This is a genomic window from Skermanella mucosa, assembly GCF_016765655.2.
Taxonomy (GTDB): domain Bacteria; phylum Pseudomonadota; class Alphaproteobacteria; order Azospirillales; family Azospirillaceae; genus Skermanella; species Skermanella mucosa.
In genome coordinates this window covers 3718984-3745306 of sequence record NZ_CP086106.1, presented here as the reverse complement: position 1 = coordinate 3745306, position 26323 = coordinate 3718984, and the positions used below count along the sequence as shown (strand labels likewise).

The 26323-nt window shown below is 65.8% G+C and carries 25 protein-coding genes and 1 pseudogene; 17 read left to right on the top strand and 9 right to left on the bottom strand.

Annotated elements, in window-relative coordinates; genetic code table 11:
* The first annotated feature begins 9 nt into the window (after nucleotides 1–9).
* The 14 genes and pseudogenes from urtC to JL100_RS17200 all read left to right on the top strand — a co-directional run bounded on the left by urtC (nucleotide 10) and on the right by JL100_RS17200 (nucleotide 12640).
* The gene (urtC, locus tag JL100_RS17265; RefSeq protein ID WP_202678672.1) at nucleotides 10–1152 is read left to right on the top strand and encodes an urea ABC transporter permease subunit UrtC; all 1143 of its coding nucleotides are present in this window, start codon (nucleotides 10–12) and stop codon (nucleotides 1150–1152) included.
* A 3-nt stretch (nucleotides 1153–1155) separates the two neighbouring features.
* The gene (gene urtD, locus JL100_RS17260; RefSeq protein ID WP_202678671.1) at nucleotides 1156–1902 is read left to right on the top strand and encodes an urea ABC transporter ATP-binding protein UrtD; all 747 of its coding nucleotides are present in this window, start codon (nucleotides 1156–1158) and stop codon (nucleotides 1900–1902) included.
* A 16-nt stretch (nucleotides 1903–1918) separates the two neighbouring features.
* The gene (gene urtE, locus JL100_RS17255) at nucleotides 1919–2608 is read left to right on the top strand and encodes an urea ABC transporter ATP-binding subunit UrtE (protein WP_202678670.1); all 690 of its coding nucleotides are present in this window, start codon (nucleotides 1919–1921) and stop codon (nucleotides 2606–2608) included.
* Nucleotides 2609–2664: 56 nt separating this feature from the next.
* Complete coding sequence (gene fmdA / locus JL100_RS17250) at nucleotides 2665–3894, top strand: formamidase (protein ID WP_202678669.1); 1230 nt, start codon at nucleotides 2665–2667, stop codon at nucleotides 3892–3894.
* Nucleotides 3895–3905: 11 nt separating this feature from the next.
* Entirely contained in the window at nucleotides 3906–4262 is a 357-nt protein-coding gene (locus JL100_RS17245) for an FmdB family zinc ribbon protein (RefSeq protein ID WP_202678668.1), read from the top strand.
* A gap of 366 nt (nucleotides 4263–4628) precedes the next feature.
* Complete coding sequence (locus JL100_RS17240; protein ID WP_202678667.1) at nucleotides 4629–5666, top strand: coiled-coil domain-containing protein; 1038 nt, start codon at nucleotides 4629–4631, stop codon at nucleotides 5664–5666.
* A gap of 197 nt (nucleotides 5667–5863) precedes the next feature.
* Entirely contained in the window at nucleotides 5864–6565 is a 702-nt protein-coding gene (locus JL100_RS17235) for a hypothetical protein (protein WP_202678666.1), read from the top strand.
* A 105-nt stretch (nucleotides 6566–6670) separates the two neighbouring features.
* Nucleotides 6671–7585, top strand: a complete 915-nt coding sequence (locus JL100_RS17230; RefSeq protein WP_202678665.1) for a DMT family transporter — start codon at nucleotides 6671–6673, stop codon at nucleotides 7583–7585.
* Nucleotides 7586–7776: 191 nt separating this feature from the next.
* Nucleotides 7777–8604 (top strand): NAD-dependent epimerase/dehydratase family protein, encoded by an 828-nt coding sequence (locus JL100_RS17225; protein ID WP_202678664.1) that lies wholly within the window; start codon nucleotides 7777–7779, stop codon nucleotides 8602–8604.
* A pseudogene (locus JL100_RS36865) lies at nucleotides 8555–8809 on the top strand (FadR/GntR family transcriptional regulator); the annotation flags it as partial. The gene JL100_RS17225 and the pseudogene JL100_RS36865, both read left to right, overlap by 50 nt.
* A gap of 126 nt (nucleotides 8810–8935) precedes the next feature.
* The gene (locus JL100_RS17215) at nucleotides 8936–9388 is read left to right on the top strand and encodes a FadR/GntR family transcriptional regulator (RefSeq protein WP_202678663.1); all 453 of its coding nucleotides are present in this window, start codon (nucleotides 8936–8938) and stop codon (nucleotides 9386–9388) included.
* Nucleotides 9385–10272 carry a 2-hydroxy-3-oxopropionate reductase gene (gene glxR / locus JL100_RS17210; protein WP_202678662.1) on the top strand — a complete coding sequence of 296 codons (888 nt, stop codon included), beginning with the start codon at nucleotides 9385–9387 and terminating at the stop codon, nucleotides 10270–10272. Before JL100_RS17215 ends, glxR begins: the two co-directional genes overlap by 4 nt.
* A 52-nt stretch (nucleotides 10273–10324) precedes the next feature.
* Nucleotides 10325–11596 (top strand): glycerate kinase type-2 family protein, encoded by a 1272-nt coding sequence (locus JL100_RS17205; protein WP_202678661.1) that lies wholly within the window; start codon nucleotides 10325–10327, stop codon nucleotides 11594–11596.
* Between the two features lie 9 nt (nucleotides 11597–11605).
* Nucleotides 11606–12640, top strand: a complete 1035-nt coding sequence (locus tag JL100_RS17200; RefSeq protein WP_202678660.1) for an aldose epimerase family protein — start codon at nucleotides 11606–11608, stop codon at nucleotides 12638–12640.
* A gap of 25 nt (nucleotides 12641–12665) precedes the next feature.
* On the opposite strand, the gene JL100_RS17195 is transcribed toward JL100_RS17200, so the two are convergent.
* The 3 genes from JL100_RS17195 to JL100_RS17185 form a co-directional block, all read right to left on the bottom strand.
* Complete coding sequence (locus tag JL100_RS17195) at nucleotides 12666–13679, bottom strand: Rpn family recombination-promoting nuclease/putative transposase (protein WP_202678659.1); 1014 nt, start codon at nucleotides 13677–13679, stop codon at nucleotides 12666–12668.
* A 131-nt stretch (nucleotides 13680–13810) separates the two neighbouring features.
* Nucleotides 13811–14818: a calcium-binding protein gene (locus JL100_RS17190; protein ID WP_202678658.1), complete on the bottom strand. Its 1008-nt coding sequence runs from the start codon at nucleotides 14816–14818 to the stop codon at nucleotides 13811–13813.
* 102 nt (nucleotides 14819–14920) lie between these two features.
* The gene (locus tag JL100_RS17185; protein ID WP_202678657.1) at nucleotides 14921–15853 is read right to left on the bottom strand and encodes a LysR family transcriptional regulator; all 933 of its coding nucleotides are present in this window, start codon (nucleotides 15851–15853) and stop codon (nucleotides 14921–14923) included.
* A gap of 99 nt (nucleotides 15854–15952) precedes the next feature.
* Here JL100_RS17185 and JL100_RS17180 point away from each other — a divergent pair, with 99 nt between their 5' ends.
* Both JL100_RS17180 and lysM read left to right on the top strand, forming a co-directional pair.
* Nucleotides 15953–16966, top strand: a complete 1014-nt coding sequence (locus JL100_RS17180; protein ID WP_202678656.1) for a zinc-binding alcohol dehydrogenase family protein — start codon at nucleotides 15953–15955, stop codon at nucleotides 16964–16966.
* 129 nt (nucleotides 16967–17095) lie between these two features.
* Complete coding sequence (gene lysM / locus JL100_RS17175) at nucleotides 17096–17563, top strand: peptidoglycan-binding protein LysM (RefSeq protein WP_202678655.1); 468 nt, start codon at nucleotides 17096–17098, stop codon at nucleotides 17561–17563.
* Nucleotides 17564–17647: 84 nt separating this feature from the next.
* Here lysM and JL100_RS17170 read toward each other — a convergent pair whose 3' ends face one another.
* The 3 genes from JL100_RS17170 to JL100_RS17160 form a co-directional block, all read right to left on the bottom strand.
* Nucleotides 17648–18103, bottom strand: coding sequence for a YcbK family protein (locus tag JL100_RS17170; protein WP_202678654.1), 456 nt, complete (start codon nucleotides 18101–18103; stop codon nucleotides 17648–17650).
* Between the two features lie 312 nt (nucleotides 18104–18415).
* Complete coding sequence (locus tag JL100_RS17165) at nucleotides 18416–19783, bottom strand: right-handed parallel beta-helix repeat-containing protein (RefSeq protein WP_202678653.1); 1368 nt, start codon at nucleotides 19781–19783, stop codon at nucleotides 18416–18418.
* A 482-nt stretch (nucleotides 19784–20265) separates the two neighbouring features.
* On the bottom strand, nucleotides 20266–20496 hold the full coding sequence (locus tag JL100_RS17160; protein ID WP_228421462.1) for a hypothetical protein: 231 nt from the start codon (nucleotides 20494–20496) through the stop codon (nucleotides 20266–20268).
* Between JL100_RS17160 and JL100_RS17155 the strand changes: the two genes are divergently transcribed.
* Entirely contained in the window at nucleotides 20390–22531 is a 2142-nt protein-coding gene (locus JL100_RS17155) for a right-handed parallel beta-helix repeat-containing protein (protein WP_228421373.1), read from the top strand. The genes JL100_RS17160 and JL100_RS17155 overlap by 107 nt on opposite strands.
* Nucleotides 22532–22595: 64 nt before the next feature.
* Here JL100_RS17155 and JL100_RS17150 read toward each other — a convergent pair whose 3' ends face one another.
* The 3 genes from JL100_RS17150 to JL100_RS17140 all read right to left on the bottom strand — a co-directional run bounded on the left by JL100_RS17150 (nucleotide 22596) and on the right by JL100_RS17140 (nucleotide 26257).
* Nucleotides 22596–23666: a fatty acid desaturase gene (locus JL100_RS17150; protein ID WP_202678651.1), complete on the bottom strand. Its 1071-nt coding sequence runs from the start codon at nucleotides 23664–23666 to the stop codon at nucleotides 22596–22598.
* A 449-nt stretch (nucleotides 23667–24115) separates the two neighbouring features.
* Entirely contained in the window at nucleotides 24116–25687 is a 1572-nt protein-coding gene (locus tag JL100_RS17145; RefSeq protein WP_202678650.1) for a GMC family oxidoreductase, read from the bottom strand.
* 18 nt (nucleotides 25688–25705) lie between these two features.
* The gene (locus tag JL100_RS17140; RefSeq protein WP_202678649.1) at nucleotides 25706–26257 is read right to left on the bottom strand and encodes a twin-arginine translocation signal domain-containing protein; all 552 of its coding nucleotides are present in this window, start codon (nucleotides 26255–26257) and stop codon (nucleotides 25706–25708) included.
* Nucleotides 26258–26323: the final 66 nt, after the last annotated feature.

Below are 26323 nucleotides of genomic sequence, written 5' to 3'. Positions count from 1 at the left end.
GGACCATCCATGAGAAGCGGCAACATCTTTCTCAGGCGCAACGAGGTCGTCTTCCTCGTCCTGCTGGCGGCCCTGCTGCTGGTCGTCTTCCCCATGGCCCTGGACAGCTTCCGGCTGAACTTGGTCGGCAAGTACCTGACCTACGCCTTCGTGGCGCTCGGCCTGGTGCTGTGCTGGGGCAATGCCGGCATCCTCAGCCTGGGGCAGGGGATCTTCTTCGGGCTCGGCGGCTACTGCATGGCGATGTTCCTGAAGCTCGAATCCTCCAGCCCGGAGGCGACGGCGATCCAGTCCACGCCCGGCATCCCAGACTTCATGGACTGGAACCAGATCACCGAGCTGCCCTTCTTCTGGCAGCCGTTCCACAGCCTGGCCCTTACCGTCGTCGCGATCCTGGTGGTGCCGGCTGCCTTCGCCTGGATCATCGGCGTCGCGATGTTCAAGCGGCGGGTCGGCGGTGTCTATTTCGCGATCATCACCCAGGCCATCGCCGCCATCCTCACGATCCTGATCATCGGGCAGCAGGGCTATACCGGCGGCATCAACGGCATCACCGACCTGCGCACGCTGAAAGGCTGGGACATCCGCACCGACTTCGCGAAGGAGGTGCTGTACTTCGTCACCGTCGCCCTGCTGCTCGGCTGCCTGCTGGCCGCCCAGTTCGTCCGGCGATCCAAGTACGGCCGCATCCTGGTGGCGATCCGCGACAAGGAGGACCGGGTCCGCTTCTCCGGCTACGACGTCTCCAACTTCAAGATCTTCATCTTCTGCTTCGCCTCGGTGCTGGCGGCGGTCGGCGGGGCGATGTTCACGCTCCAGGTCGGGTTCATGTCGCCGTCCTTCGTCGGCATCGTGCCGTCGATCGAGATGGTGATCTATTGCGCGGTCGGCGGGCGGCTGTCGCTGTTCGGCGCCGTCTACGGCACGCTGTTCGTCAACTACGCCAAGACGATCTTCTCCGAGAGCTTCCCGGAACTGTGGCTGTTCGCCATGGGCGCCCTGTTCATCGGCGTCGTCATGGCGTTCCCGAACGGCCTTGCCGGGCTCTGGCAGGTCCATGTCCAGCCGCTGTTCGACCGCTGGGCGGCGTCCCGCGCCGGTGCCCGCCCGATCGCCCCGCCTGCCGCCGCCGCTGCCGAGCGGAGGACCTGAACCATGGCGAACGAGACCAGCTTCCTCCTCGCGGTAGAAGGCCTGACCGTGTCGTTCGACGGCTTCAAGGCGGTCGAGAACCTGTCCTTCTATGTGGAGGAGAACGAGATCCGCGTCATCATCGGTCCCAACGGGGCCGGCAAGACCACCGTGCTCGACCTGATCTGCGGCCGGAGCCGCGCCACCGGCGGCTCGATCAGGTTCAAGGGCAAGGAGATTTCCCGCCTGCGCGAGGACAGGATCGTGGCCGAGGGGATCGGCCGCAAGTTCCAGAATCCCTCGATCTACGAGGACCTCAGCGTCTTCGAGAACCTGGAGATCTCCTATCCCCGCGGCCATTCCGTGTTCGGTGCGCTCGCCTTCAAGCGCGACGCCGCGGTGCGCGACCGCATCGATGAAATCGCGGAGACCATCTTCCTGGCCGACCACCTGGACCAGCGGGCGGAGTATCTCAGCCACGGGCAGAAGCAGTGGCTGGAGATCGGCATGCTGCTGATCCAGGACCCCAAGCTCCTGATGCTCGACGAGCCGGTGGCCGGCATGAGCGTCGCCGAGCGGGTCAAGACGGCGGACCTGCTCAACCGCATCATCAAGGACCGCTCGGTGATCGTGATCGAGCACGACATGAAGTTCGTCGAGGACATCGCCCACCGGGTCACCGTCCTGCACCAGGGCAAGGTCCTGTCCGAAGGGTCAATGGGCCATGTGAAGAATGATCCCCGCGTCGTCGAAGTCTACCTGGGCCATTAAGGGGGAAACGCCGAAAATGCTCAACGTCTCCAGCCTGCACGTGGCCTACGGCCAGAGCGAAGTCCTGCACGGCCTGGACTTCGCGGTCGCTCCGAACGAGATCGTCGCGATCATGGGCCGCAACGGCATGGGCAAGACCACGCTGATGAAGTCCCTGATGGGGATCGTGCCGACCCGCAGCGGCTCGGTCGCGGTCGGAGGGGCCGACATCACCCACCTGAAGAGCCACCAGCGCGTGGCCAAGGGCGTCGGCTTCGTGCCCCAGGGCCGGATGATCTTCTCGACCATGACGGTGGAGGAGAACATCGAGACCGGCCTGACGGTCTCGGGAGAGACCAGGGTCCCGCCCGACATCTACGAGCTGTTCCCCGTCCTGCTGGAGATGAAGGGCCGGCGCGGCGGCAACCTGTCCGGCGGCCAGCAGCAGCAACTCGCCATCGCCCGCGCGCTCGCCAGCCGTCCCAAGGTTCTTCTGCTGGACGAGCCGACCGAGGGCATCCAGCCCAGCATCATCCGCGACATGGCCCGGACCCTCAAGCGCATCCGGGACGAGCGCGGATTGAGCATCGTCGTGTCGGAGCAGGTGCTGAGCTTCGCGCTCGACATCGCCGACCGCGTCCTGGTGCTGGAGAACGGCACCATCGTCCAGGACCAGCCCCGGGCCGGCATCGACGAGGCGCAGGTCGCCCGGTACCTGTCGGTCTGAACACCGTATTTCCTTTCGCCCCCAAGACAAACAACCCATCGAGAAGGAGTGCTGACATGGCGGAAACAATCATCAAGATCGACCTGGGCTCTTCCCCCTACGACAACGACATGATCCATAACCGCTGGCATCCGGACATCCCGATGGTGGCGACGGTCAAGCCAGGCGACGACTTCATTGTCGAGTGCTTCGACTGGACCGGCGGCCAGATCAAGAACGACGACAGCGCCGCCGACGTGCGCGACGTGGACTTGTCCCAGGTCCATTTCCTCTCCGGTCCGATCGGCGTCGAGGGAGCGGAACCGGGCGACCTGCTGGTGGTCGATTTCCTCGACATCGGCGCCTTCCCGGCCAGCCAGTGGGGCTTCAACGGCTTCTTCTCGAAGAACAACGGCGGCGGCTTCCTGACCGAGCATTTCCCCGAGGCCCAGAAGTCGATCTGGGACTTCGAGGGCATGTTCACCAAGTCGCGCCACGTGCCGGGAGTCCGCTTCCCCGGCCTGATCCATCCCGGATTGATCGGCTGCCTGCCGTCCCGCGACATGCTCCAGACCTGGAACACCCGCGAGAAGGCGCTGTTCGACACCAATCCCGAGCGGGTGCCGGCGCTCGCCACGCTGCCCTACGGCCCGACCGCCCATATGGGCAGGCTCAAGGGCGACGACGCGAAGGCGGCGGGCGCCGAGGGCGCGCGGACCGTGCCGCCGCGCGAGCATGGCGGCAACTGCGACATCAAGGACCTGTCGCGCGGTGCCAAGGTGTTCTTCCCGGTCTATGTGCCGGGGGCGGGCCTGTCCATGGGCGACCTGCATTTCAGCCAGGGCGACGGCGAGATCACCTTCTGCGGCGCCATCGAGATGGCCGGCTGGATCCACCTGAAGGTCGAACTGATCAAGGGCGGCATGGCGAAGTTCGGGATCAAGAACCCGATCTTCAAGCCAAGCCCGATCAAGCCGACCTACGACGACTACCTGATCTTCGAGGGGATCTCGGTCGACGAGGGCGGCGTCCAGCATTATCTCGACGTCCATGTGGCGTATCGCCAAGCCTGCCTGAACGCGATCGAGTACCTGACCAAATTCGGCTTCACCCGCGCCCAGGCCTACGCGATCCTCGGCACGGCACCGGTCCAGGGCCATATCAGCGGCGTGGTCGACATTCCCAACGCCTGCGCCACCCTGTGGCTGCCGACCGGCGTGTTCGAGTTCGACATCAATCCCGGTTCGGACGGACCGAAGAAGATGCTGGACGGCTCGATCGACGTGCCGCTCGCCCCGGATCTCTGAGGAGCATCGCCATGCCGGTCTACGACTACATGTGCGAAAGCTGCGGCGCCTTCACGGCTTTGCGGCCCATGGCCCGGTCCGCCGAGCCGTGCGGCTGTCCCGACTGCGGGGCGCCGGCGTCCCGGGCGTATTTGTCCTTCCCGAGCATCGGCGGGATGGACCCGGCGCGCCGGGCCGCCTTCGAAACCAACGAGCGAAGCGCGCACGCGCCGAAGCTTTCGAGAAAATCCGACCGGGCGCCGGGCGAAGCGGGCGGCCACGGCCCCGGCTGCTCCTGCTGCTCGGGCGGCGGCAAGAGCAGCGCCGTCTATACCCGGGACGGCGCGAAGACGTTCCCGTCCAAACGTCCCTGGATGATCTCGCACTGATTGCGAAGTCGTGATGGTAAAGGGGAGCCGGGAGACCGGCTCCCCTCATTGCGAGAACAAGTAGTTGTCCAAGTCGGCAAATCGGTTTCACCACGATCAATACGGCATCCGGGCTTTGGACGAGAGCGAAAGTTGTAGTCCCTGGAGAACCCTATTAGTACTCACCCGGTTATTGACTTGGCATGCATACCTATGGCCCCCTAGCCAAAACATCGAGACGATAACAGAGAGCATAGGGAGGCGAGCGTGGCTCACAATGGAACAGAGGCCGAGCCCACGGGGACGGCCGCCCCGAGCGGAACGCACGATAAGGGTCCCGATAACGTCGGCCGGGAGCCAGGCTGGGTCAATCGGCGAACGATCTATTTGCTCGGCGGTGCTACGGCCATCGCGCTGATCCTTGCGGTGACCGGCTGGACCCGGGCCAACACCTACAGCAATCAGGCGGATAACCTGAGAGCGGAAGTTGCGGGTCTTCAGTCGCAGCTCGGCGATGCCCAGGCGCAACTTACCAGCACCCAGGGGCAACTAGCCACCGCCCAGGGCCAGCTTGCCACGGTCACCGGCGAGCGCGACCAGTTGCAGCCACTGGCCGCCCAGGTCGCCAGCCTCAACGACGAGCTCGCCGATGTCCAGGTCGAGCGGTCGATGATGCTGAACGAGCGGAACGGCATCGTCCAGAGGCTCGGCGCCGTCACGTGGGCGCGCGATGTCGGCGAGACCGACGTCGCGCGGCTCGAGAAGCGTGTGGCCGCACTGACCAGCCAGCGGGACGAACTGATGCCGCTGGTCGACGAGGTCGCCCGGCTGGAGGATCTGCGCGCCACCCTGCTGGGCGAGCGGAACGAGCTTGTCCAGAAGATCGGCGGCGTCGCCTGGGCGCGTGACACCGCCGAAGCCAAGGTCGCCGAACTCGGGCAGGACATCGAGAGGCTGCAGGCGGAGCGGGACCGGATCGCCGCCGACATGACGGCCATGGAATCCGCAATCGGTACCCGGGAGGAGCTTGAGGACCAGGTGGCCAGGACCGAGGCCCAGGCGAAGGAGATCGAGGGCCAGCTCGCCAACCTGACGGCCCGGCGCGACGAGCTGAATGCAGAGATCGCGCAGAGTGAACAGCGGATCTCCGAGCTTCAGGGCGCCGTTTCGCTGGCCAGCCAGAACCTCGCCGCCATCGGCAACGAGGTGGCCCAGCGGTCGCAGGCCCTCAACGCGCTGCGCCAGCAGCAGCAGGAGGCGACCCGACAGGCCGAGGCGGCGAAGGCCGTCTTCCTCGATGCCGAGAGGCAGCTGAGCCTCCTGCGCGACCAGATGGTCAACCAGGCGGAGGTTCTGCGTGCGGCCGCCAAGCCGGATACCGACGGGACCGTTCCGGCGAGCGGATCGACCCAGCCCTCCCAGTGAATCGGGCCCAGTGATCCGGACCCCAGCGTAGGATCGACCCGGCGGGCCATCCGGCCCGCCGGGTCCCCACGCGCCGCCGTTCCGCATTAGCCCGAAAGAGTGGACAAGCCACCACTGCCGAACGCACCCTTCTTGACCACAAAGCGGACTCTACGTGTTAACAGGTCCGATAGCGTGGAAGACTAGGGGAGAGATCATTGATCCGGGACCGCCAGAGAACCGACGGTGGGCTGTCGATCAGGCTGTGTACGATGCTTCAGGCCGCCGTCCTGTGCCTGCTGATCATTCCCGCTGCGGCGCAGGCCGAGCAGACTGAAACCCATGTATGCACCCTGACGGACCAGACCCGGCGCATGGACCGGGTCTTCGAGCCGGGCGGCGCGCCGTGCTCGGTCCGCTATTACCGGAACGCCGAGCCGGTGCAGACGCTGTGGCAGGCACGGGAAACCGGCCAGGTCTGCATCGATGCCATTGACCGGATGAAGCGGAATTTCGAGGCCCAGGGATACAGCTGCACCGGCGGCGACACGGGGGGCGGCGGTCCCGGCGGAATGCCGGCCGCGGCCCCCCGGAGCGGGCAGAGCGGCCAGCCGGACCATGCCCGGGCAGGCGGCCAGAGCATGCCGTCCCAAGCGCCGGCGCAGAACCTGTGCTATGCCGTGACCTATCAGACCTGTGCGCCCGGCCAGGGGGATTGCCGCGCGCAGCCGGCGTCGATCTGCCTCCAGTCCGACAACCGCTGGCTCCTGACGGACGGGATCCCTTCCGGCCTCGATCCGGCGTCGCGCTTCCTTCCCGGCGATCCCGGCAAATGCTATCGCGTCTACCGGAACGGGGAGGCGCTGCCGCTCTGCACCGAGAACGCCGGTTCGCTGACGACAGTCTGGTCGCTCCGCTGACGATAAGGTGAGTTGCCCGCCTGCGGCGCAGGGGCTATCAGAGCTGGGTGCTTCCCCGCCCGCCGGGCCGCTCCGGCCCGGCAATGCGCAGAACGGACCATCGCCGTGACCCAAGCCCAGGCCCAGACGTTGACCGATCCCACCCCGGTCGACGCCGCCCTCGCTCGAAGCCGCCGGCTCCAGGGTATCGGCCTCGCCGTCGCGGCGGTGACTCTGTTCTGCTTCCTGGACACGCTGGCCAAGCTCAGCAGCCGGCATGTGCCGACGGTCGAGGTCGTGTGGTTCCGCTACGCGGTCCACTTCGTCCTCGCCATGGTTTTCCTGAACCCGTGGCGTTCCCGGTCGGCGTGGCGGATGACCCGGCCGCTCGCCCAGATCGGCCGCGCGGCCCTCCTGACGCTGTGCACCGGACTCAACTTCATGGCGCTGCGTCACCTTCAACTGGTCGAAACGGTGACGATCCAGTTCCTGGGGCCGCTGTTCATCGCGATCCTGTCGGTCCTGTTCCTGAAGGAGACGGTCGGTCCGAGGCGCTGGGCCGCCATCGCGGTCGGTTTCGCGGGAATCCTGGTGGTCACCCGTCCCGGCGTCGCGGAAGTCCATTGGGCGGTGCTGCTGTCGCTGGCGTCCGCCGCCACCAGCGCCGGGTATGTCATCATGACCCGGTCGCTCGCCCAGTCGGACTCGCCGGGCAGCATGCTGCTTGTCATGGCCGCCTTTCCGACGGTCGCCTTGCTGCCCTTGCTCTACGTCGTGTGGGTGCCGCCGCCCGATCTGGCGACCTGGGCCATGCTGGCGGGCGCCGGTTTCTTCGGTGCGGCAGGGCACTTCCTGCTCATCCTTGCCCACCGGCATGTTCCGGCCTCCGTCCTGGCTCCCTTCACCTATGCGCAGATCATCGGCATGGTGACGCTGGGATACCTGGTTTTCGGCCATGTCCCGTCGCCCTGGACCTTCGCCGGCGCCGCGATCATCATCGCATCGGGCCTCTACCTGCTGGCGCAGGAGCGCAGGGCCTGAAGGTACCGTCGGTTAATTGGTAAGGCCACCCGGCCATTTAGCCGGTTGACGGGCGTGCCTGTTTCATCGACACTCATCGGCATGCCGAAGGCCCGCGACAGCAAGACGGGCCTGCAACCAGGGATGGGGGAAATGCCGATGCCGCCGTCAGGCACCTTCTCACGCCACGCCGACACCGAAGGCCCGCCGCAATGACGAAAATCGCCCTGTCCGGGGGCAGCGGCTCCATCGGGCGCGTGCTGCGCCCGGCGTTGCTGGCCCGCGGTTTCGGTCTCCGCTCCGCCGGCGGTTCCCGTCCTCTCGACCCGATCTCGCCGGAGGAGGAGGTCTGCCACGGCGACCTGCGCGACCCGGCGGTGGTGGACCGGCTGCTCGTCGGCACCGACGTGCTGGTCCACATGGCCGGGACCAGCAACGAGAAACCGCTGCCCGAGATCATCGAGAACAACCTGCGCGCCCTGTACGAGGTCTACGAGGGAGCCCGTCGGCACGGCGTGCGGCGCATCGTCTTCGCCAGTTCCAACCATGCGACCGGCATGCACCCGGTCGAGGAAAAGCTGGGCCTCGGCTGCGACTACCGGCCCGACGGCCTCTACGGCCTCAGCAAGGTCTGGGGCGAGGCCATGACCCGTATGTACTGGGACAAGCACGGCATCGAGGGGATCAGCCTGCGGATCGGCTCCGCCGAGGAGCGGCCGACCCAGTTCCGCCATCTCAGCACCTGGCTCGGCCACGAGGACATGATCGAACTGATCGTCCGCTGCGTCACGGCGCCCGACGTCGACTATCTTGCCGTCTGGGGCGTCTCGGCCAACACGCGCTCCTACTGGGACAATTCGGGTGCCGAGCGGCTGGGCTACCACCCGCGCCAGAACGCGGAGGACTACGCCGCCGAGATCCTGCCGAAGCCCAACCCGATCGACGCCGTGGGCCAACGGTACCAGGGCGGCAGCTTCGCCCCGATGAACTATACCCCGCCGGAACGCCGGCCCCGTCCGCTGTCGTCCGACGATCGCTGAGCGTCCGCCGGGATCACCGAGCCGGAAGCCGGAGGACCTTGAGCTGCCCATCCAGACCGTAGAGACGCAGCGGCTGTACCAGCAGGTCGCCGGCCAGCTCGGCGACCTGATCCGGCGGGGCGAGTTCCCGCCGGGCCACCGCCTGCCCCCCGAACGCGACCTCGCGCGCCAGCTCGGCGTCAGCCGCCCGACGGTGCGCGAAGCCATGATCGCGCTGGAGATCGCCGGCCTCGTCGAGGTTCGGACCGGGTCCGGCGCCTACGTCCGCAAGGCTCCGCAAGGGGCATCGCCGATCTTTTCGTCGCCCGACATCGGTCCGAGCCCGTTCGACTTGATCGCCGCGCGCCTGCTGATCGAGCCGGAGGTCGCCTTCGCCGCCGCCGGTTGCGCCACCGCCGACGATCTCGCCTCCATCGCCGAGGCGCTGGACCGGATGCGGGAAGGGGTCGATGCCGGCCAGGACGTCCGGGCCGCCGACCGCCTGTTCCACGCCCGCATCGCCCGGGCGACCGGCAACTCCGTGCTGGCCTCGATGGTCGACCGGCTGTGGGACGAGTCCGGCGAACCGATCTTCGACGGGCTGAGCCGGCGCAGCGGCCTGCCCGAGAACCATCGGGCGTCGCTGGCGGAGCATGCCCGCATCCTCGACGCGCTGGGCCGCCGCGATGGACCCGCGGCGCGCGACGCGATGCGCGGGCATCTGGCCGGAGTCCAGAGGATCATGCTGGCCGAGGACTGGCCCGCACCGGGCCGCCAACCGGATAACCAAGGAGAAGAGACATGAAGGTAGGTTTCATCGGGCTCGGCATCATGGGCCGCCCCATGGCGGGGCACATCCTGTCGGCCGGCCACGAACTGATCGTGGTCAAGCACCGCTCGCCCATCCCGGATGAGCTGCTCAAGGGCGGTGCCAAGGTGGTCGACACCCGCCGCGCGGTCGCCGAGGCCGCCGACGTCATCATCCTGATGGTCCCCGACACCCCCGACGTCGAGGAGACGCTCTTCGGCACCGATGGCGTCGCTTCGGGCCTCGGGTCCGGCAAGGTCGTGGTCGACATGAGTTCGATCGCCCCCATGGCGACCAAGGAGTTCGCCCGGCGGGTGAACGAGCTGGGCTGCGACTATCTGGACGCGCCGGTTTCCGGCGGTGAGGTCGGGGCCAAGGCCGGGACGCTCACCATCATGGTCGGCGGCGAGCAGGCCGTGTTCGACAAGGTCAAGCCGCTGTTCGACCTGATGGGCAAGAACGTCACGCTGGTCGGCGGCAACGGCGACGGCCAGACCACCAAGGTCGCCAACCAGATCATCGTGGCGCTGACCATCGAGGCGGTCGGCGAGGCGCTGCTGTTCGCCTCCAAGGCCGGCGCCGATCCCGCCAAGGTCCGGCAGGCCCTGATGGGCGGCTTCGCCAGCTCCAAGATCCTGGAGGTCCACGGCGAGCGGATGATCAAGCGGACCTTCGACCCCGGCTTCCGCATCGAGCTGCACCAGAAGGACCTCAATCTGGCGCTCCAGGGTGCCCGCGAGCTGAAGGTGGCCTTGCCAAACACCGCCACCTGCCAGGAGCTGTTCAACACCTGCTCGGCCAACGGCGGCAATGCCTGGGATCATTCGGCACTGGTGCGGGCCCTCGAACTTATGGCAAACCACGAGATCGGCGCCAAGTAGAGCGCCCCAGAACGGCCCGAACGGGCCACACAGAGGGAAAGGAACACCCATCATGGCGACACGGCAGCGCGATCTGCTGAAGGCGATGTTCGATGCCGCGGTCGATGCGGCATTGCCGGAAAAGGTCGTGCCGCGGCACCTCCCGCCGCCGCCCAAGGGCCGGACCATCGTGCTGGGAGCCGGCAAGGCTTCCGCCGCCATGGCGAAGGCGGTCGAGGACCACTGGCCCGGTCCCCTCGAAGGGCTGGTGATCACCCGCTACGGGCATGCCGTGCCGTGCCGCCATATCGAGATCGTCGAGGCGTCCCATCCCGTTCCCGACGCCGCCGGCCACGCCGCCGCCGCGCGCGTGCTCGCACTGGCGAAAGGGGCGGGGCCCGACGACCTGGTGCTGTTCCTGATCTCCGGCGGCGGGTCGGCCCTGCTGGCGCTGCCGGCCCCCGGCCTGACGCTGGAGGACAAGCAGGCGGTCAACAAGGCGCTGCTCGCTTCCGGCGCCGACATCGGGCAGATGAACGCGGTGCGCAAGCATCTCTCGGCGATCAAGGGCGGGCGGCTGGGCGCGGCTGCCCATCCCGCCAAGGTGATCAGCCTGCTGATCTCCGACGTGCCCGGCGACGATCCCTCCGTGATCGCCTCCGGCCCCACGGTTCCGGACCCGTCCACCTTCGAGGACGCCCGCGCCGTGCTCCGGCGCTACAACATCACGCCGTCCGAGGCCGTTCAGCGCCACCTGGACCGGGGCGAGGACGAGACGCCCAAGCCCGGCGATCCGCGCCTCGCCGACGTCACCAACGTGATGATCGCGACGCCGCAATTCTCCCTGGAAGCCGCCGCCGAGGTGGCTCGCAAGGCCGGGGTGACTCCGCTGCTCCTGGGCGACGCGCTGGAGGGGGAGGCGACGGAAGTCGGCAAGATCATGGCCGGCATCGCTCTTTCCGCCGCCACTCACGGCCATCCGCTGCCGGCGCCCTGCGTCCTGCTGTCGGGCGGCGAGACGACGGTGACGGTGCGCGGCGAGGGGAAGGGCGGCCGCAACGTCGAATTCCTGCTCTCCACCGCCGTCGCGCTCAACGGCGCGAAGGGGATCTGGGGCATCGCCGGGGACACCGACGGCATCGACGGCGCGGAGGAGGTGGCCGGCGCCATCATAACCCCCGACACGCTGCTCCGCGCGGCCGAGCGCGGCATCAGCGCGAAGGCGAAGCTGGCCGACAACGACGGTCATACTTTCTTCGAGGCGCTGGGCGACCAGGTCGTCACCGGACCGACCCTGACCAACGTCAACGACTTCCGCGCGATCCTGATCGACCCGGCGGAGTAGGGGACAGGCATGGCAAGGCAAGATAAGCGGCCGTTCGGCGAAGGCGTCGACCTCCACACGCTGGCGAACGACGGCGGGATGGCGGTGGAGATCCTGACCTACGGGGGCGTCGTCAAGGCGCTCCATGTGCCGGACGCCACGGGCCACGTCGCCAACGTCGTGCTCGGTTTCGACCGGCTGGAGGACTACACGGAGCCCGGCCGCTATTTCGGGGCCATCATCGGCCGCTACGCCAATCGGATCGCGAAGGGCCGGTTCACTCTCGACGGCGAGGATTTCACGCTCGCCGCCAACAACGGTCCCAACGCCCTGCATGGCGGCCCGGGCGGCTTCAACGCCCGGATCTGGCGGGCCGACCGTGTCGGGGACGGCGCGCTCGCCCTGTCATACCGGAGCGCACACGGGGAGGAAGGCTATCCCGGCACCCTCGACGTGACCGTCACCTACACGCTGGGCGACGACAACGCGCTACGGATCGACTATCACGCGATCACCGACCGGCCGACCGTGGTGAACCTGACCAACCACAGCTTCTTCAACCTGACGGGCGACGGCTCCGGGACCGTCGAGGGGCACGAAGTCTATCTGAACGCCTCGCGCTACACGCCGGTCGACCAGACCTCGATCCCGACCGGCGCCGTCGAACCGGTGTCCGGAACGCCGTTCGACTTCACCCGGCCGACCGCGATCGGCGCCCGCCTGCGCGACGGCCATCCGCAGCTTGCCATCACGCGGGGCTATGATCACAACTACGTGCTCGACAAGCCTTCACCCGATGAATTGACCCTGGCCGCCCGCGTCCGCGACCCGGTGTCGGGACGGGTGATGGAGGTGCTGACGACCGAGCCCGGCGTCCAGTTCTACAGCGGCAACTATCTCGACGGCACGCTGATCGGCGCAGCCGGGAAACTCTACCGCCAGGGCGACGCGCTGTGCCTGGAAACCCAGCATTTCCCCGACTCGCCCAACCACCCGCACTTTCCGTCCACTCGCCTCGATCCCGGCGAGTCCTTTCGTTCGACCACGATCTACCGGTTCGCCTGACGGCCGCCCCTCGGCGACGACGCCGTCAGTTCGCCCTGGACGGATGGAAGACCGCATCCAGGCTCGACGCATCGAGGATGTTCTCCGCCCATGCCGTCAGTTCGTCGTCGGAGGCGGCATGGACCCTGTCAAAGGTCGATTGGGGTATCTCGCCGAAGCGCCGTCGCAGCTGGCGCATCAAGATTTCGGCTTTGCCTTCCGCTTTGCCTTCCGCTTTGCCTTCAGCCCTACCCCGAGCAATGCCCTCGGCCATACCCTCGGCTTTCCACTGTTCCGCCGCGATCGACATGATCCTCGCCTCCTGACCGGGTACGATCTCCCTCAGCAGGTCCCGAAGCATCGCAGCCTCGACCTCATTGGGCTCGGAAATAATGTAGCGTACCAGGGTCACCAAGTCATCGGTGCTCAGGGCCGCTGCGGCGCGTCCGACCTCGACCAGGATCTGGCGCAGGTCGCCGCCCCGGCCGCCATGCTTCAGCAGAAGAAGCCCGATCCGGAGTTCCTTCTGCCGTGACAGCTTGGCATCGTCGATCCTCCCGAGGTCGGTGAGAGAGTAGTGGAAATCCAGGACATAGGGCCGTAGCGTCTCGTCATCGAGATCGACAGCCTCCGCGAAGGACAGGGGTACGCCCCACTCCGCCGCGCCGTGATAGACCACCAGGGGGAACAGCAGCGGCAGCGCCTGTAGCTTGCCGTCCGTCGCCCTTCCCTCCCGCTTGTCCCACGACAGCCAGAACTGCGTCATGTAGCCGAGCAGCTGAAGGCCGATCCGCGGGTCGGGGGCGGCCTTATGCTCGATCAGGACATACAGATAGGCCTCGCGTCCGTCCCGCAGGCGTACCCGGTAGAGCCGGTCCGTCCGGTATTCCCGAAGTTCCCGATCCACGAAGGAGCCCTGCACCAGCACCGGCTCATCGGGACCCAGCAGCTTCGCGATCTCGGGCGGAAGCCGCTCCCGGAGCAGCGCCCCGGCCGCGCCGGGCTGCTCCAACAAACGCTTGAAGAAATGATCGTGCCGGCGGATCAGGCGGGAGTGCATGGCGGGGAGCAACCAGGCGGATGGAACATATGCGCATGCAATCGCATGAACCCGACGGATAGACCAACCGGGATCCTGTCCGTTCGGCCTGCGTCAAATCCGCCGATGACCGGCCCGCCTTGCCCCAAGCCTCATGCCCAATCGTGATCAGCCATGGTCCCCTTGGGCAGGCCGACGGCGTCCACATCGAGGGTGTGGACCACCGTTCCGTCGGGCGTCCGGCTGGTGAAGATCGTATGTCCGTTCTTCTCGATCCAGCTCGTCTTCAGATCGACTCCGTGCGTCCCGGTGAAGAACGCCGACGCGATGCGGTCGCCTTCGGCGACGTTGAAGCCGATGATCTGGTCATGGCCCATTCCCTGGGACGGGTCGTTCCAGGACATCAGGAACAGATCCGACCCTCCGGCCCCGGCAAAGGTCTCGTCGCCCGAGCCGCCCTCGAACAGGTCGGCGTGACGGCCCCCGGTGACCGTCGCGTCGCCGGCCCCGCCATGGAAGTCCAGCCTGGTTCCGTCGGAGACGGTGAAGGCCTCGATGCCGTCGAACGTGCCGGCCGCCTCGAAGGCCCAGCCGTCGCCGTCCTGGAACCACAGGCTACCACCGGACCCTTCATCGTCCAGGTCTATCGCGATGCGCGCCGGCGCCGTCGCGGTCGATCCGGTGTAGGGATCCACCAGCACCCGGGCATCGTCGGCGATGACGTGCAGGGTATCGCGCCCCGTCCCGCCGGAGAACCAGGAGGAGGTCTCGCGGACCGTCCCCCGTTCTTCCAGGACCAGGACGTCGCCGCCGCTGCCGCCGGACAGGTCGTTGGTCCCTTCGCCGCCCACCAGCCTGTCGTTGCCGGCGCCGCCGAAGAGCTGGTCGAACCCGGCGCCGCCGGAGAGATAGTCGTTGCCGGCATCGCCGTGGAGGACGTCCGAACCGTCCCCGCCGAACAGGGCGTCGATCCCGTCGCCTCCCCGCAGCGTGTCGTCGCCGGCTCCGCCGTCCAGTTTATCGTCGCCCGTGCCGCCGAAAAGGCTGTCGTTGCCGCCCTGTCCGTTCAGGTAGTCGTTGCCGGCTTCACCGCGGAGCGTGTCCGCCCACCGGGTTCCGTAAAGGACATCGCGTACCGGGCCGCCCATGCGGGTCGTCATCGTAGGATCCCTTGAAGATGGAGGGGTGCGCAGCACCCGCGTCGATAGGGATGGTTAATAACACGTTAGAGAGAGGAATAAGAATTAACCTTTTAGTAAGGATCACCACCGCCCTTCGGCGGTGTCCGCATCATCCCAATAGGGAGTCGGCTGCCCGAAGCGGAGCTTCAGAAAATCGATGAACAGCCTGACCCGCACCGGCAGCAGCCGCACATTGGGATAGACTGCCCAGATCGCGCTGTCGCCCGCCAGCGGGTACTCTTCGAGGATCGGCACCAGCCGCCCGTCGCGCAGGAGGTCGGCGACATCCCAGGTGGATTTGATGGCGATGCCGACGCCGGCCGCGGCCGCGTCCTTGATCACCTCGCCATGGTTGCTCTCCAGCGGGCCGGCGACACGGACCGCGATCTCGCTTCCCGATCCGCCCGCACCCTCGAAGCGCCACAGGCGCTGGTCGCCGAGGATGAGGCACGCATGCCTTTCCAGATCCGCCGGCACGGCGGGGATGCCGTGCTCAGCCAGATAGGCCGGGGCGGCGCAGACGACCCGGCGGTTCGACACCAGCCGCTTCGCCACCAGCGTGCTGTCGGGCAGCGTGCCGATGCGGATGGCGACGTCGATTCCCTGTGCCACGATGTCGACCACATGGTCCATCAGGTGCATCCGCACGCGCAGCCTGGGGTGGGCCTTCAGGAACTCGGGCAGGACCGGCGAGATGTACTGGCGCCCGAAGGAGGCGGGAGCGGTGACCGACAGCATCCCGGCGGGCGACTGCGCCCCGGTCACCGCATCCCGGGCTTCTTCCGCATCCGCCAGGATCTTCTGGGCATAAGCCAGGAAGACGCGGCCGTCCTCGTTCAAGGCAACCTGGCGCGTGGTCCGGTGGAGCAGCCGGGCTCCGATCTCCCGCTCGATCGCCTGGAGACGCTGGCTCGCCGACGCCGGAGCAAGACCGATCTCCCGCCCGGCCGCGCTGATGTTGCCGAGAGCCGCGGTACGGACGAAAAGCGTCAGGTCGGACAGGCTGAGGTTCATTCTTCGATGAAACCGAATAGTCATTTCGGCTTCAAGCCAATTATATGGTCAACGGTGATGATCCATCTTGGCGACAGGTTCATGAACGAGGAAAAGCATATGAAAGCCATCGGCTACGTCGAAAGCCTGCCCATTTCGGAAGAGCGCTCCCTGTTCGACTTCGAGACGCCCAGGCCGGCGCCGGGACCGCGCGACCTGCTGGTGCGGATCGAGGCGGTGTCGGTCAACCCGGTCGATACCAAGGTCCGCATGCGCCGCGCCGGAACGCCGGAACAGCCGGTGATCCTGGGCTGGGACGCCGCCGGCGTGGTCGAGGCGGTCGGGCGCGACGTCACCCTCTTCAGCCCCGGGGACGAGGTCTTCTACGCCGGCAGCATCACCAGGCCGGGCAGCAATGCGGAGTATGGGCTGGTGGACGAGCGGATCGCCGGTCACAAGCCGCGAAGCCTCTCCTTCACCCAGGCCGCCGCATTGCCGCTGACCGCCATCACGGCGTGGGAGTGCCTGTTCGATCGGTTCCGTATCCCCGTCGGCAAGGCGCCGACCGACGACGCCATCCTGATCATCGGGGCGGCCGGAGGCGTCGGGTCGATCGCGGTGCAGCTCGCCCGCCGGCTGACCAACCTGACCATCATCGGCACGGCTTCCCGGCCGGAAACCCGGGACTGGGTAACGGCCTCGGGCGCGCACCATGTGATCGATCATTCGAAGCCGCTGTCGGAGGAACTGGCGCGGATCGGGCACCCGACCGTGCGTTACGTCCTGTCCCTCACGCACACCGACAAGCATTGGGCGGAGATCGTCAAGGTACTGGCCCCGCAGGGCGAGATCACCCTGATCGACGATCCTGCGTCCCTGGACGTCATGCAGATCAAGGGCAAGGCCGGCACGCTTCACATCGAGCTGATGTTCGTCCGAGCCATGCACGAAACGCCCGACATGATCCAGCAGCACAAGCTGCTCGACGAGGTTTCCGCCCTGGTGGACGAAGGACTGATACGGACCACCCTCGGCCGGGAATTCGGCACGATCAATGCCGCGAACCTGCGCAAGGCCCATGAAGCCCTGGAGAGCGGACGGTCGATCGGCAAGATCGTCCTGGCCGGCTTCTAGGCTCCCGAAGCCCGGCCCTCCACGCAACCGCAGACCCGCCCGGGTGTTTGTTGTCCGGTTCAGTGACGGGCCGCTCTCGCGGCCCGTCCCGCCTTTCAAATCCGGTCCACCCTTTTTGAGGAGAACACCATGGGCTTCTTCGATTTTGTCAAGGATGCGGGCCGCAAGCTGGGTATCGGCAGCGACGCCCCGACGCCGGACGAACTTCGCGCCGAAGTCACCAAGCTCGGCCTCGAGGCCAAGGATTTCACCGTCGACGTGAAGGACGACACCGTCACCGTTTCCGGCAGCGCCCCGTCGCAGGAGCAGCGCGAGAAGATCGTCCTGGCGCTCGGCAACGTACACGGCGTCGCGAAGGTGGAGGATCGCCTGTCCGTCGCCGAAGACGCCGCTCCCGCTGCCGCAGCCACTCCCGCCGCTGCCAACGCGGCGCCTGAATCGTGTTTCTACACGGTCAAGAAGGGCGACACGCTTTCGAAGGTCTCGAAGGAATTCTACGGAGATCCCAACAAGTACCAGGCGATCTTCGAGGCCAACCGGCCGATGCTGGAGCATCCGGACAAGATCTATCCCGGTCAGATGCTCCGCATTCCCTGATCGATCCGTCGGCATACGGACGCGGAGCGCTGGTCGGCCGGGGGCCGGCGCTCCCTGTTTCCATCCGGCAGGCGCCGCAGTTGGTCAGCGACCGTTCCACTGCCGGACGTCGCCGGTATCGACGTGGATGAATCCTGAACGGGGATAATAGCCGACACCGCCCTTTCCGAGCGCGAGCGCCGCTTTCCGCATGTTGCGCAGGCTCACGCCGGGAAGCGTGATGTCGACCGCCTGGCCGACCATGTGGTAGCTCTGCGAGGCCGTCCGGATGCCGTGCCGGCGAAGGGCCGCGTTGGTCGCGGGCGTGCGGTATCCCGACAGGATCTCGAAAGGCTTGCCGGCATCGACACTGTTCGCGACATTGTACAGGATGTCGAGCAGGGCGGGATCGATCGGTGTGGTCGCATCGGTGCGCCAGTCGCGCAGTACCCAGTTGATCTGGTCCAGCGCATCGACACGATAGAACCCGTCCTCGAAGTAAGTTTCCTTGAAGAATTCGCCGGTCTGGCGATGGTAAAGGTGAAGCTTCCTGTCTTTCAAGGGAGCGACCGCGGCAGCGGCTGGCTTGATCGCTGAGAGGAATGCTGCGGAAATCCCGCCCGCCAGCAGCGATCGCCTCGACACCGCCCCTGATTTACCGCGAAAATGCATAAAACCAGCCCCATTATGGTTAATTTCGTCACGCGAAGAAAGCCCATGACTGGATTTCGTTTCGACGTCAACCCAAAAAATTTACCGATAATTAACCATGCCGGGGACCATTTTGGCACAATTCCTGGATTTCCCTCTTCCGGATAGGTGTGGCCGGAAGAGGGAATGGATTTCTCTGAAAGAGAGGAGAAAATGTGCTTTCTAGAGCACCCACCCGGAGGCGGAGGAGCTAGCCTGATCGACGCCAGCCAGTTCCGGCTGCGCCGCCTCGTCGAGCGCGTGCCATCCGGTGAGGATCGCCGCCGCATCGTCGAGCGCAGCACTATCGGCGGTGTCGTCAACCGGTTCGAAGAACAGGTAGTCGTCCGCAGAAACAGCGCCGTCCGGCAGGTCCGTCACGTCGAAGTCGCCATCGCGGATCGGGGTGTAGATCACGGACTCGTCGCCCAGGACGATCCGGACGTCCGGCAGGTCTCCGCCGTGCTGGAGGTCGTAGCCCTCCGGCAGGTCGTCCCGCGCGACTGCGATCATGTCGGGGGCCGCATCGTTCGAGGCCCCGGCCACGTCGCCGGCACTCCTTGCGGACGCCCAGACGCCCTTCTGCCCTGAGGCGGCCGCGGAGTTGCCGCTGACATCCAGGCCGCCACCGTTGCCCTTGTTCACCTGCACCAGTTTGGAGCTTTCGAAGAAGTTGTCCTCGATGGAGATGTCCTTGGAGTAGATGGGGCTCGGGTGGGCCGCCTTGCTGCGATCCACCCAGATCGCGGCCTTCTGGCCGTTATCGGGGTCGAGATAGTTGTCGCCGATATGGCTCTCCCGCGCGCCGGAGACGAGGATGGCGGCCTTGCCCACGTCCCGGACCTCGTTACCGACGACCGTCAGGTCCTTGGCTTCATAGCTGCGCGCGTTCGGCCACATCCACTTGTCCGTCGTCCAGCCGCCCACGCTGATGCCCGCACCCTTGGCATCCCAGACCGTGTTGTTCTCGATCTTGACGTTGGACGACCCGCCCTTGACTCCGAGTGCGGACGGTCCGTCGCTGCCGAACACGTCGTTGCCCGCGATGCGCGAATTGTTGACCGCGACGAAGTCTATACCCTCTTCGCCGGAGCCGGACACATCGTTGTTCAGTACCTTGACGTTGTATGCCTGCGAAACCTTGATGCCGTCCAGGCCGGAACTGTGGATCTTGTTGTCCTGGATGGTCAGGTCACGGATCGGATCTTTGAACCCGCGACCGGACATGCCGAAATGGACTGCATTGGAACCGGACGGCCCGTCGATCTCGAAGCCCTTGATCTTGATCCCTTCGACCCCGAAGCCGCTGATCGCCGCACGGCCCTGCGAGGCAGCCTTGATCGTCGCGTCGTGGTTTCCATCAGCCGAAATCAGCGAAATGTCATCCTTTCGGATCCGGACATTCTCAACATAGGTGCCGGCCTTGACCATGATGTCGTCACCGCCCGAAGCGCGGTCGATTGCGGCCTGAATAGTCTTCAGTGGTGAAGAAGAACTGCCGGAATTCGAGTTGCTTCCGGACTTGGAAACCCAGATCTGACGATCGCCCATTATCATGCCACTCTTTGATTGTGCGTTACAGTCCGTGTTCCGCTTGAGTAAATACAGATTTTTACTCTGAAGATGCGGATTTATTGCGGATCTGGTGCAGCGAATTGGTGATTTGTACTTGTCCGTACAGCGAACGGGTCGGAAATTACATCCAATTGACCGAAGCGGGGGAGCAAAAAAGGCGTCTGCTGTTTCGACAAAACCCGGTACGAAGTTGTGACATGGATCTGACCCGGCTGTGATCGTTTTCAGGTTCAGGGGCTTGAGTATTTCTTAATAGAGATGCCCGCCACTGGCAGAAAGCCGCAGGAAAATGCCCGTAATCCCAGTTACAGCAAGGGATTTCGCATGCATCGGAATTGGTTCTGAATTCACAGTATTTCCTGCGTAACGATCTATCGTCCAATTTCATTGGCGTGATGGGCTTGACGGTAACGGTCTATTAAATCGTCCAGGACATTCTCTCGAAAGAAGTAACCCGATCAGATGGGACGGGATTGAAACCAGGGCTGGAATGGCGCGGACATGCCCGCTGCCCAGCCGTCGCAGTAATTCGAGAGGACCTGTAAATTGACGCCGTTTTCCAGCATCTCACCGCAGCGCACCATTTGGGTTTCCAACAAGGGCAGCAACAGCAACAGCGGATCCGAAGGCTCTCCATTCAAAACGATCCAGGCCGCACTGGACAAGGCGACCCCCGGAACGGCCGTCATGGTGAAGGCCGGTACCTATGTTGAGAACGTCAACTTCAAGCACAGCGGTACGGAAAAGGCGCCGATCTGGTTGATCTCGGCCGACGGCAACGGAGCGGCGAAGATCAAGCCGGCCAGCGCGGGGACCGCGACGATCGCCGGTTTCGGCGAGGAGAACATCGTCGTGCGTGGCTTCGACGTGACCGCGCAGTCCAAGCAGAACGGCATCCAGTTCGGCATGGCCGGCACCGACTTCAAGGACATGGTCAAGAACATCGTCGTCGAGGACAACATCATCCGCGGCGCCGGCATGGACGGCATCAAGATCTCACAGGGCGACAACATCCACATCCTGGACAACACCATCATCGGGGCCGGCGACCAGGGCATCGATTTCGTGGCGGTCAACGACAGCGTCATCGCCCGCAACGATATCTCCAAGGTCACCGGTGTCGCCGGCCTGTTCGCCAAGGGCGGTTCGACGAATGTCCGGATCGAGTACAACAGGGTCCATGACGTCGATGTCGACGGCATCTCCATCGGCGGCTGGACGACGCCCAAGTGGATGCGGCCGGGCATGCGCGATTACGAAGCGAAGAACGTCGTGGCGATCGGCAACGAGGTCTTCGACGTGGGCAAGCGCCCGCTCAATTTCCTGGGCGCGGTCGACAGCACGGCGACCGGCAACCTGCTGGCCGGCAATCCCAAATACTATACCGTCGTCAACGTCGCGGCCGGCAAGACGGGCGGCAAGGCGACCCCGTCTTCGGACATCACGATCACCGACAACACCATCAACCGGTCGACCAAGTGGCTCACCGTCGAGTCCGGCCAGGGCAAGGGCCTGGAGGTTTCCGGCAACCGCTTCGACGGCGTGTGGAACGGCAAGGCCGGTCCCAACACGGGCGGCTCCGGCACGGTGCCCAAGCCGTCCGATCCGGTAGACACCGTGACCGCGGTCGACGCCTCCTACACGATGCCGTCGTCGGTCGAGAACGCCAACGTGACGCGTGCCGGCGGCTCCAAGGTCACCGGCAACGCCAAGGACAACGTGATCAAGGGAGGTGCTGGCAACGACGCGCTCGACGGCGGCGCGGGCAACGACCGCCTGACGGGCGGCGGCGGCAACGACGTCTTCGTCATCGCCAAGGGCAAGGGCAACGACGTCATCACCGACTTCAAGGCCGGATCCGGCGCCGGCGACACCGTGCGCCTGGAGGGGAGTTCCTTCAGCAGCTTCGCCGCGGTCAAGGCGGCCATGAAGCAGTCGGGCGCCGATGTCGTGCTGGACCTGGGCGGCGGGCAGACGCTGAAGTTCCTGAACATCAAGCTCGCCGCCTTCGCGGCCGACGATTTCGGGTTCAGCCCGGCCGGTTCCGGACCGTCACCGACACCGCTGCCCACCGTGGCCCAATGGCGGGAGAGCGCCGGCTTCACCGCTTCGCTCAAGGGCACGTCGAAAGCCGATACCCTGACCGGAACCGACAAGAACGAACAGCTCGACGGCGGCTCCGGCCATGACGTCATGAAGGGCGGCAAGGGCGACGACACCTACGTGGCTGGAAGCATCTACGACAAGGTGGTCGAGAAGCCGGGCGAGGGCGTGGACACCGTCAAGGTCTGGGACGTCTCCTTCACGGCGCCGGACAATGTCGAGAACCTGATCGGGCTCAGGGCGGGCGGCGTGGCCCTGACCGGCAACGGCCTGTCCAATATCATCAAGGGTGGTGCCGGCAAGGACACCATCATCGGAGGCGGCGGCGCCGACAAGCTGTACGGCGGCGGCGGAAGCGACAGCTTCGTGTTCAAGGACCTTGGCGACAAGGGCGACGTCATCATGGACTTCAAGGTCGGCCAGGACATCCTCGACCTTCGGCCCCTGATGTCGGGCCATGGATCGGACTATGATGTCGAGGTGGTCGCCAAGGGGACGGGCGCCGTGGCCGTCTGGGTCCATCACGACGGCAAGGTGGACGAACTGGTGACCCTGATGGGCGTCGGGTCCAACGATATCGGCTCGATGCAGCCGGGCAAGGCGGCGTGGCTGCTGGCCTGATCGGCTGACGGCCCATCATCGGGGAGCGCCGGCCCGGCGCTCCCCCGCAGCCGCTCGGGCGGCGTCAGGCCATACGCTCGCGCAGGTCCCCGAAACGGATCATCCTGCGGCTGTCTTCGTCCCACAGGGCGAGGCTTACGGTTTTCAAGCTCTCGATCAGGCCGAGGGAGCGGACCCGCTGAAGGTCGGGTATCGAGAGATGGCAATCCCGCAGCCGGTAGTTCGGGATCTTGGACGACAGGTGGTGGACGTGGTGATAGCCGATATAGCCGGTCAGCCAGTGCAGCCACCGCGGCAGGTCGTAGAAGGAGCAGCCGTCCAGTGCCGAGGCATGGAAATCCCACTCATCCTCATGGTGCCACTGGACCCCTTCGAACTGGTGCTGGACGTAGAACATCCAGATGCCGATCGTCGCCGCCAGCAGGATGACCGGACCCCAGACCATCAGGACCGGAACCCAGCCGAACGCCAGCGAGGCCGCCCCGAATGCCGCCAGGATCGCGACGTTGGTGCCCAGCACGCTGGTCCAGGCGGCGCGGTCGTTCGTGCCGTCGCCGATCGCGATCCGGTGACGGATCAGGAACATGAAGGCGGGGCCGATGCCGAACAGCACGATCGGGTGCCGGTACAGCCGGTAGCGCAGCCGGCCCCAGCGGGAGAGGGCCAGGTATTCGCGGACGGTCAGGGTGGTGATATCGCCGATGCCGCGCTTTTCCAGATTGCCCGACGTGGCATGGTGGATCGCGTGCTCGCGCTTCCAGTAGCCATAGGGGGTCATGGTCAGCACGGAGAGGCAGCGTCCGAGCGCGTCGTTGGCCCAGCCGGACTTGAACAGGCTGCCGTGGCCGCAGTCATGCTGAAGGATGAAGGCCCGCACCAGGAAAAAGGCTGCGGGGACGGCGAGCAGCAGTGTCAGCCAGTATCCCACCTGCAGGCTGAAGCCCATCAGTATGGTCAACCCGGCGAGCGGAAGCAGGGTCGTTCCGATCTGTCCGACGCTGCGCCCAAGGACGGGCTGCTTGAAGACCGCGAGCTGTTGGGCCCAGCGGCGAGCTGCCTGCTTTCTGTCCTGAAAGGTCGCAGGCGTGGGGGTCGAGGCGCACATTGGCTGCACCCCGGTGTCATCGGGCGGCATAGGGTATTCCTGAAGAGGGAGAACGGGGGGCTCCAACCACGACAAGCATCAACAAGTGTCGCACCGCGTATATGGACCTCGATTGTGGGCAAATTAAGCCCTTATTAACAATTTGCGAGTCCGGAACGAGAGGAAACCGCTCGAATATCGAAGTTTCCATTCGCCGGTGACGCGGCGACTGGGTTTATACACTTTTCGCGCCAAATGCGCATCAACATATATATCGCGCGCGCGACCACTTACCCACAGTCGAATTGCGCCGCCGCCCCATGTGCGGCGACGCCTATGTCGGACTCCAGCGTTCCCATGATGCCGGCACCGGCCCTGCGGGTCGGGGCCGACCTGCGAATCGCCGCTCCGGCGATCGCCGTCGTTGGTAGGTGAAAACGAAAGGAAGGGCGCGCGGCTTTCCCGGCCGCGCGCCCGCCGGACCATCCGCCGTAATGGCGTCAGATCTCGCGCTTGCCCATCTGGTCCGCGATGAAATCGGCTTGGCGGATGGCGAGCGAGACGATGGTCAGGGTGGGGTTGCAGGCAGCCCCGGTGGTGAACTGGCTGCCGTCGGACACGAAGAGGTTCTTCACGTCATGGGCCTGACCATGCTTGTTGACCACGCCGTCCCGCGCCCTCTCGCTCATCCGGTTGGTCCCGAGATTGTGGGTCGATGGGTAGGGCGGGGTATGGATCGTCCGCGTGGCCCCCACCGCGTCGTAGACGGCCGATCCCTGCCGGAAGGCGTGATTGCGCATCGCGATATCGTTGGGATGGTCGTCGAAATGCACGTTCGGGATCGGCTGGCCGAACCCGTCCTTCTCGGTCGCGTGCAGGGTGATGCGGTTGCTTTCCTGGGGCATGTCCTCGCCCACGATCCACATGCCGGCCATGTGGTCGTAGCCGTCCAGGGCCGACGTGAAACCGCGGCCCCAGGCGCCAGGATTGAGGAACGCCGCCATGAACGGCAGGCCGAGCGACAGCGTTTCCAGCTCATATCCGCCGGCAAAGCCCCGCGACGGGTCGAATCGCGACTCGTCCCGGATGATACCGGCCATGGTCGTGCCGCGAAACATGTGGACCGGCTTCTCGAACACGGCGTAGACCGATCCGGTGGTGTGGCGCATGTAGTTGCGCCCGACCTGGCCGGAACTGTTGGCGAGGCCGTCCGGGAACATGCCGGATGCTGAATTCAGCAGCAGCCGGGGACTCTCGATCGAGTTGCCGGCCACCGCGACGACCCGGGCCTTCTGGCGCATGACGTTGCCGGCCTTGTCGCCATAGAGCACGCCGGTCACCTTGCCCGAGGCGTCATGCTCGATCTTCAGCACCTGGGCGTCGGACCTGACCTCAAGGTTGCCGGTCGCCTCGCCCTTGGGGATCTCCGCCATCAGGGTGGACCATTTCGCCCCGGTCTTGCAGCCTTGGAAGCAGAAGCCGATCTGCCGGCATGCCGCCCGGCCGTCGCGCTCCTTCGGGTTGATCGCCATGTTGCCGGTGTGGAATTCCTTGTAGCCCAGCGCCTTGGCGCCCGCCGCCAGAACCTTGTAATTGTTGTTGCCGGGCAGGCGGGGGATGCCGTTGGTCCCGGTCACGCCCATCTTGTGCTCCGCCTTGCCGTAGTAGGGCTCCAGCTCGGCCAGCGTGATCGGCCAGTCCAGCAGGTTGGCCCCGGCCAGCTCGCCGTAATGGGTCCTCGTCTTGAACTCGTGCTCCTGGAACCGTAGGCTGGCGCCCGCCCAATGGACGGTCGAGCCGCCGACCGCCTTGACGATCCACGCCGGCAGTCCGGCGAAATCCTTGGCGACTCGCCAGCTTCCCGACGTCGTCCGCTTGTCGAGCCAGCTGATCTGCGAGAAGGATTCCCATTCGTCGTTGACGAACTCCTCCATCTCCACGCGGGGACCCGCCTCCAGCACCACCACCTTGACGCCCTTCTGGGCCAGTTCGTTGCCGAGCGTGCCGCCGCCGGCGCCCGAGCCCACGATCACCACGACGCCGTCGTCGTTGATGTCGAATTTCGCAGCCATGATCCCGATCCCTCCCGCTCAGGCGTTCTTCAGCCAATCGATGTCGTCGAAGCCCCGCTCCAGGTAGCCGCCATGTTCGGCGGAAGACCCCTCATAGCCAAACTTCACCCACACCTCCGGCTGGTTGTAGAGCGCCACGACCATGTCGCCGCGCACCTTCTGGAAGAACGGGGTGGCCTCGATGGATTTCAGGACGGCGACCCGGTCGTCTTCCTCGCCGACATCGGCATAGGGGCGTGCGTACTTGGCCCGTGCCGCGGTGTCGAGGCCGGCCACGCCGTCCTCGATCAGCCGCTTCAGGTCGGCGTTCTCGCCGGCCTTGCCGTCATAGGGCTCGACCGCGCGCGCATAATGGACCTCGCCCAGCCGATCGTGCGGGTACAGGTCCCGCGCCATACGGACCAGGGTCACCATGGTGTCCGGCTTGAGATGCTTCGCGGTCATCGCCCAGGCGCCGGACGGGGAGATCGCTGCGGTCCCGCTTGCCAGGGCCGTGACGCCGGCGGCCGCCGCGCCCGATTTCAGGAAGCTGCGCCGGGTCACCTTTACCCGTTTATCGATGGTCCTCATTGTGCTCCTCCCTCGGAGACGGTTTTCGATGGCTTTTCTTCATGGATGGCATCGGTCCGACCCTGA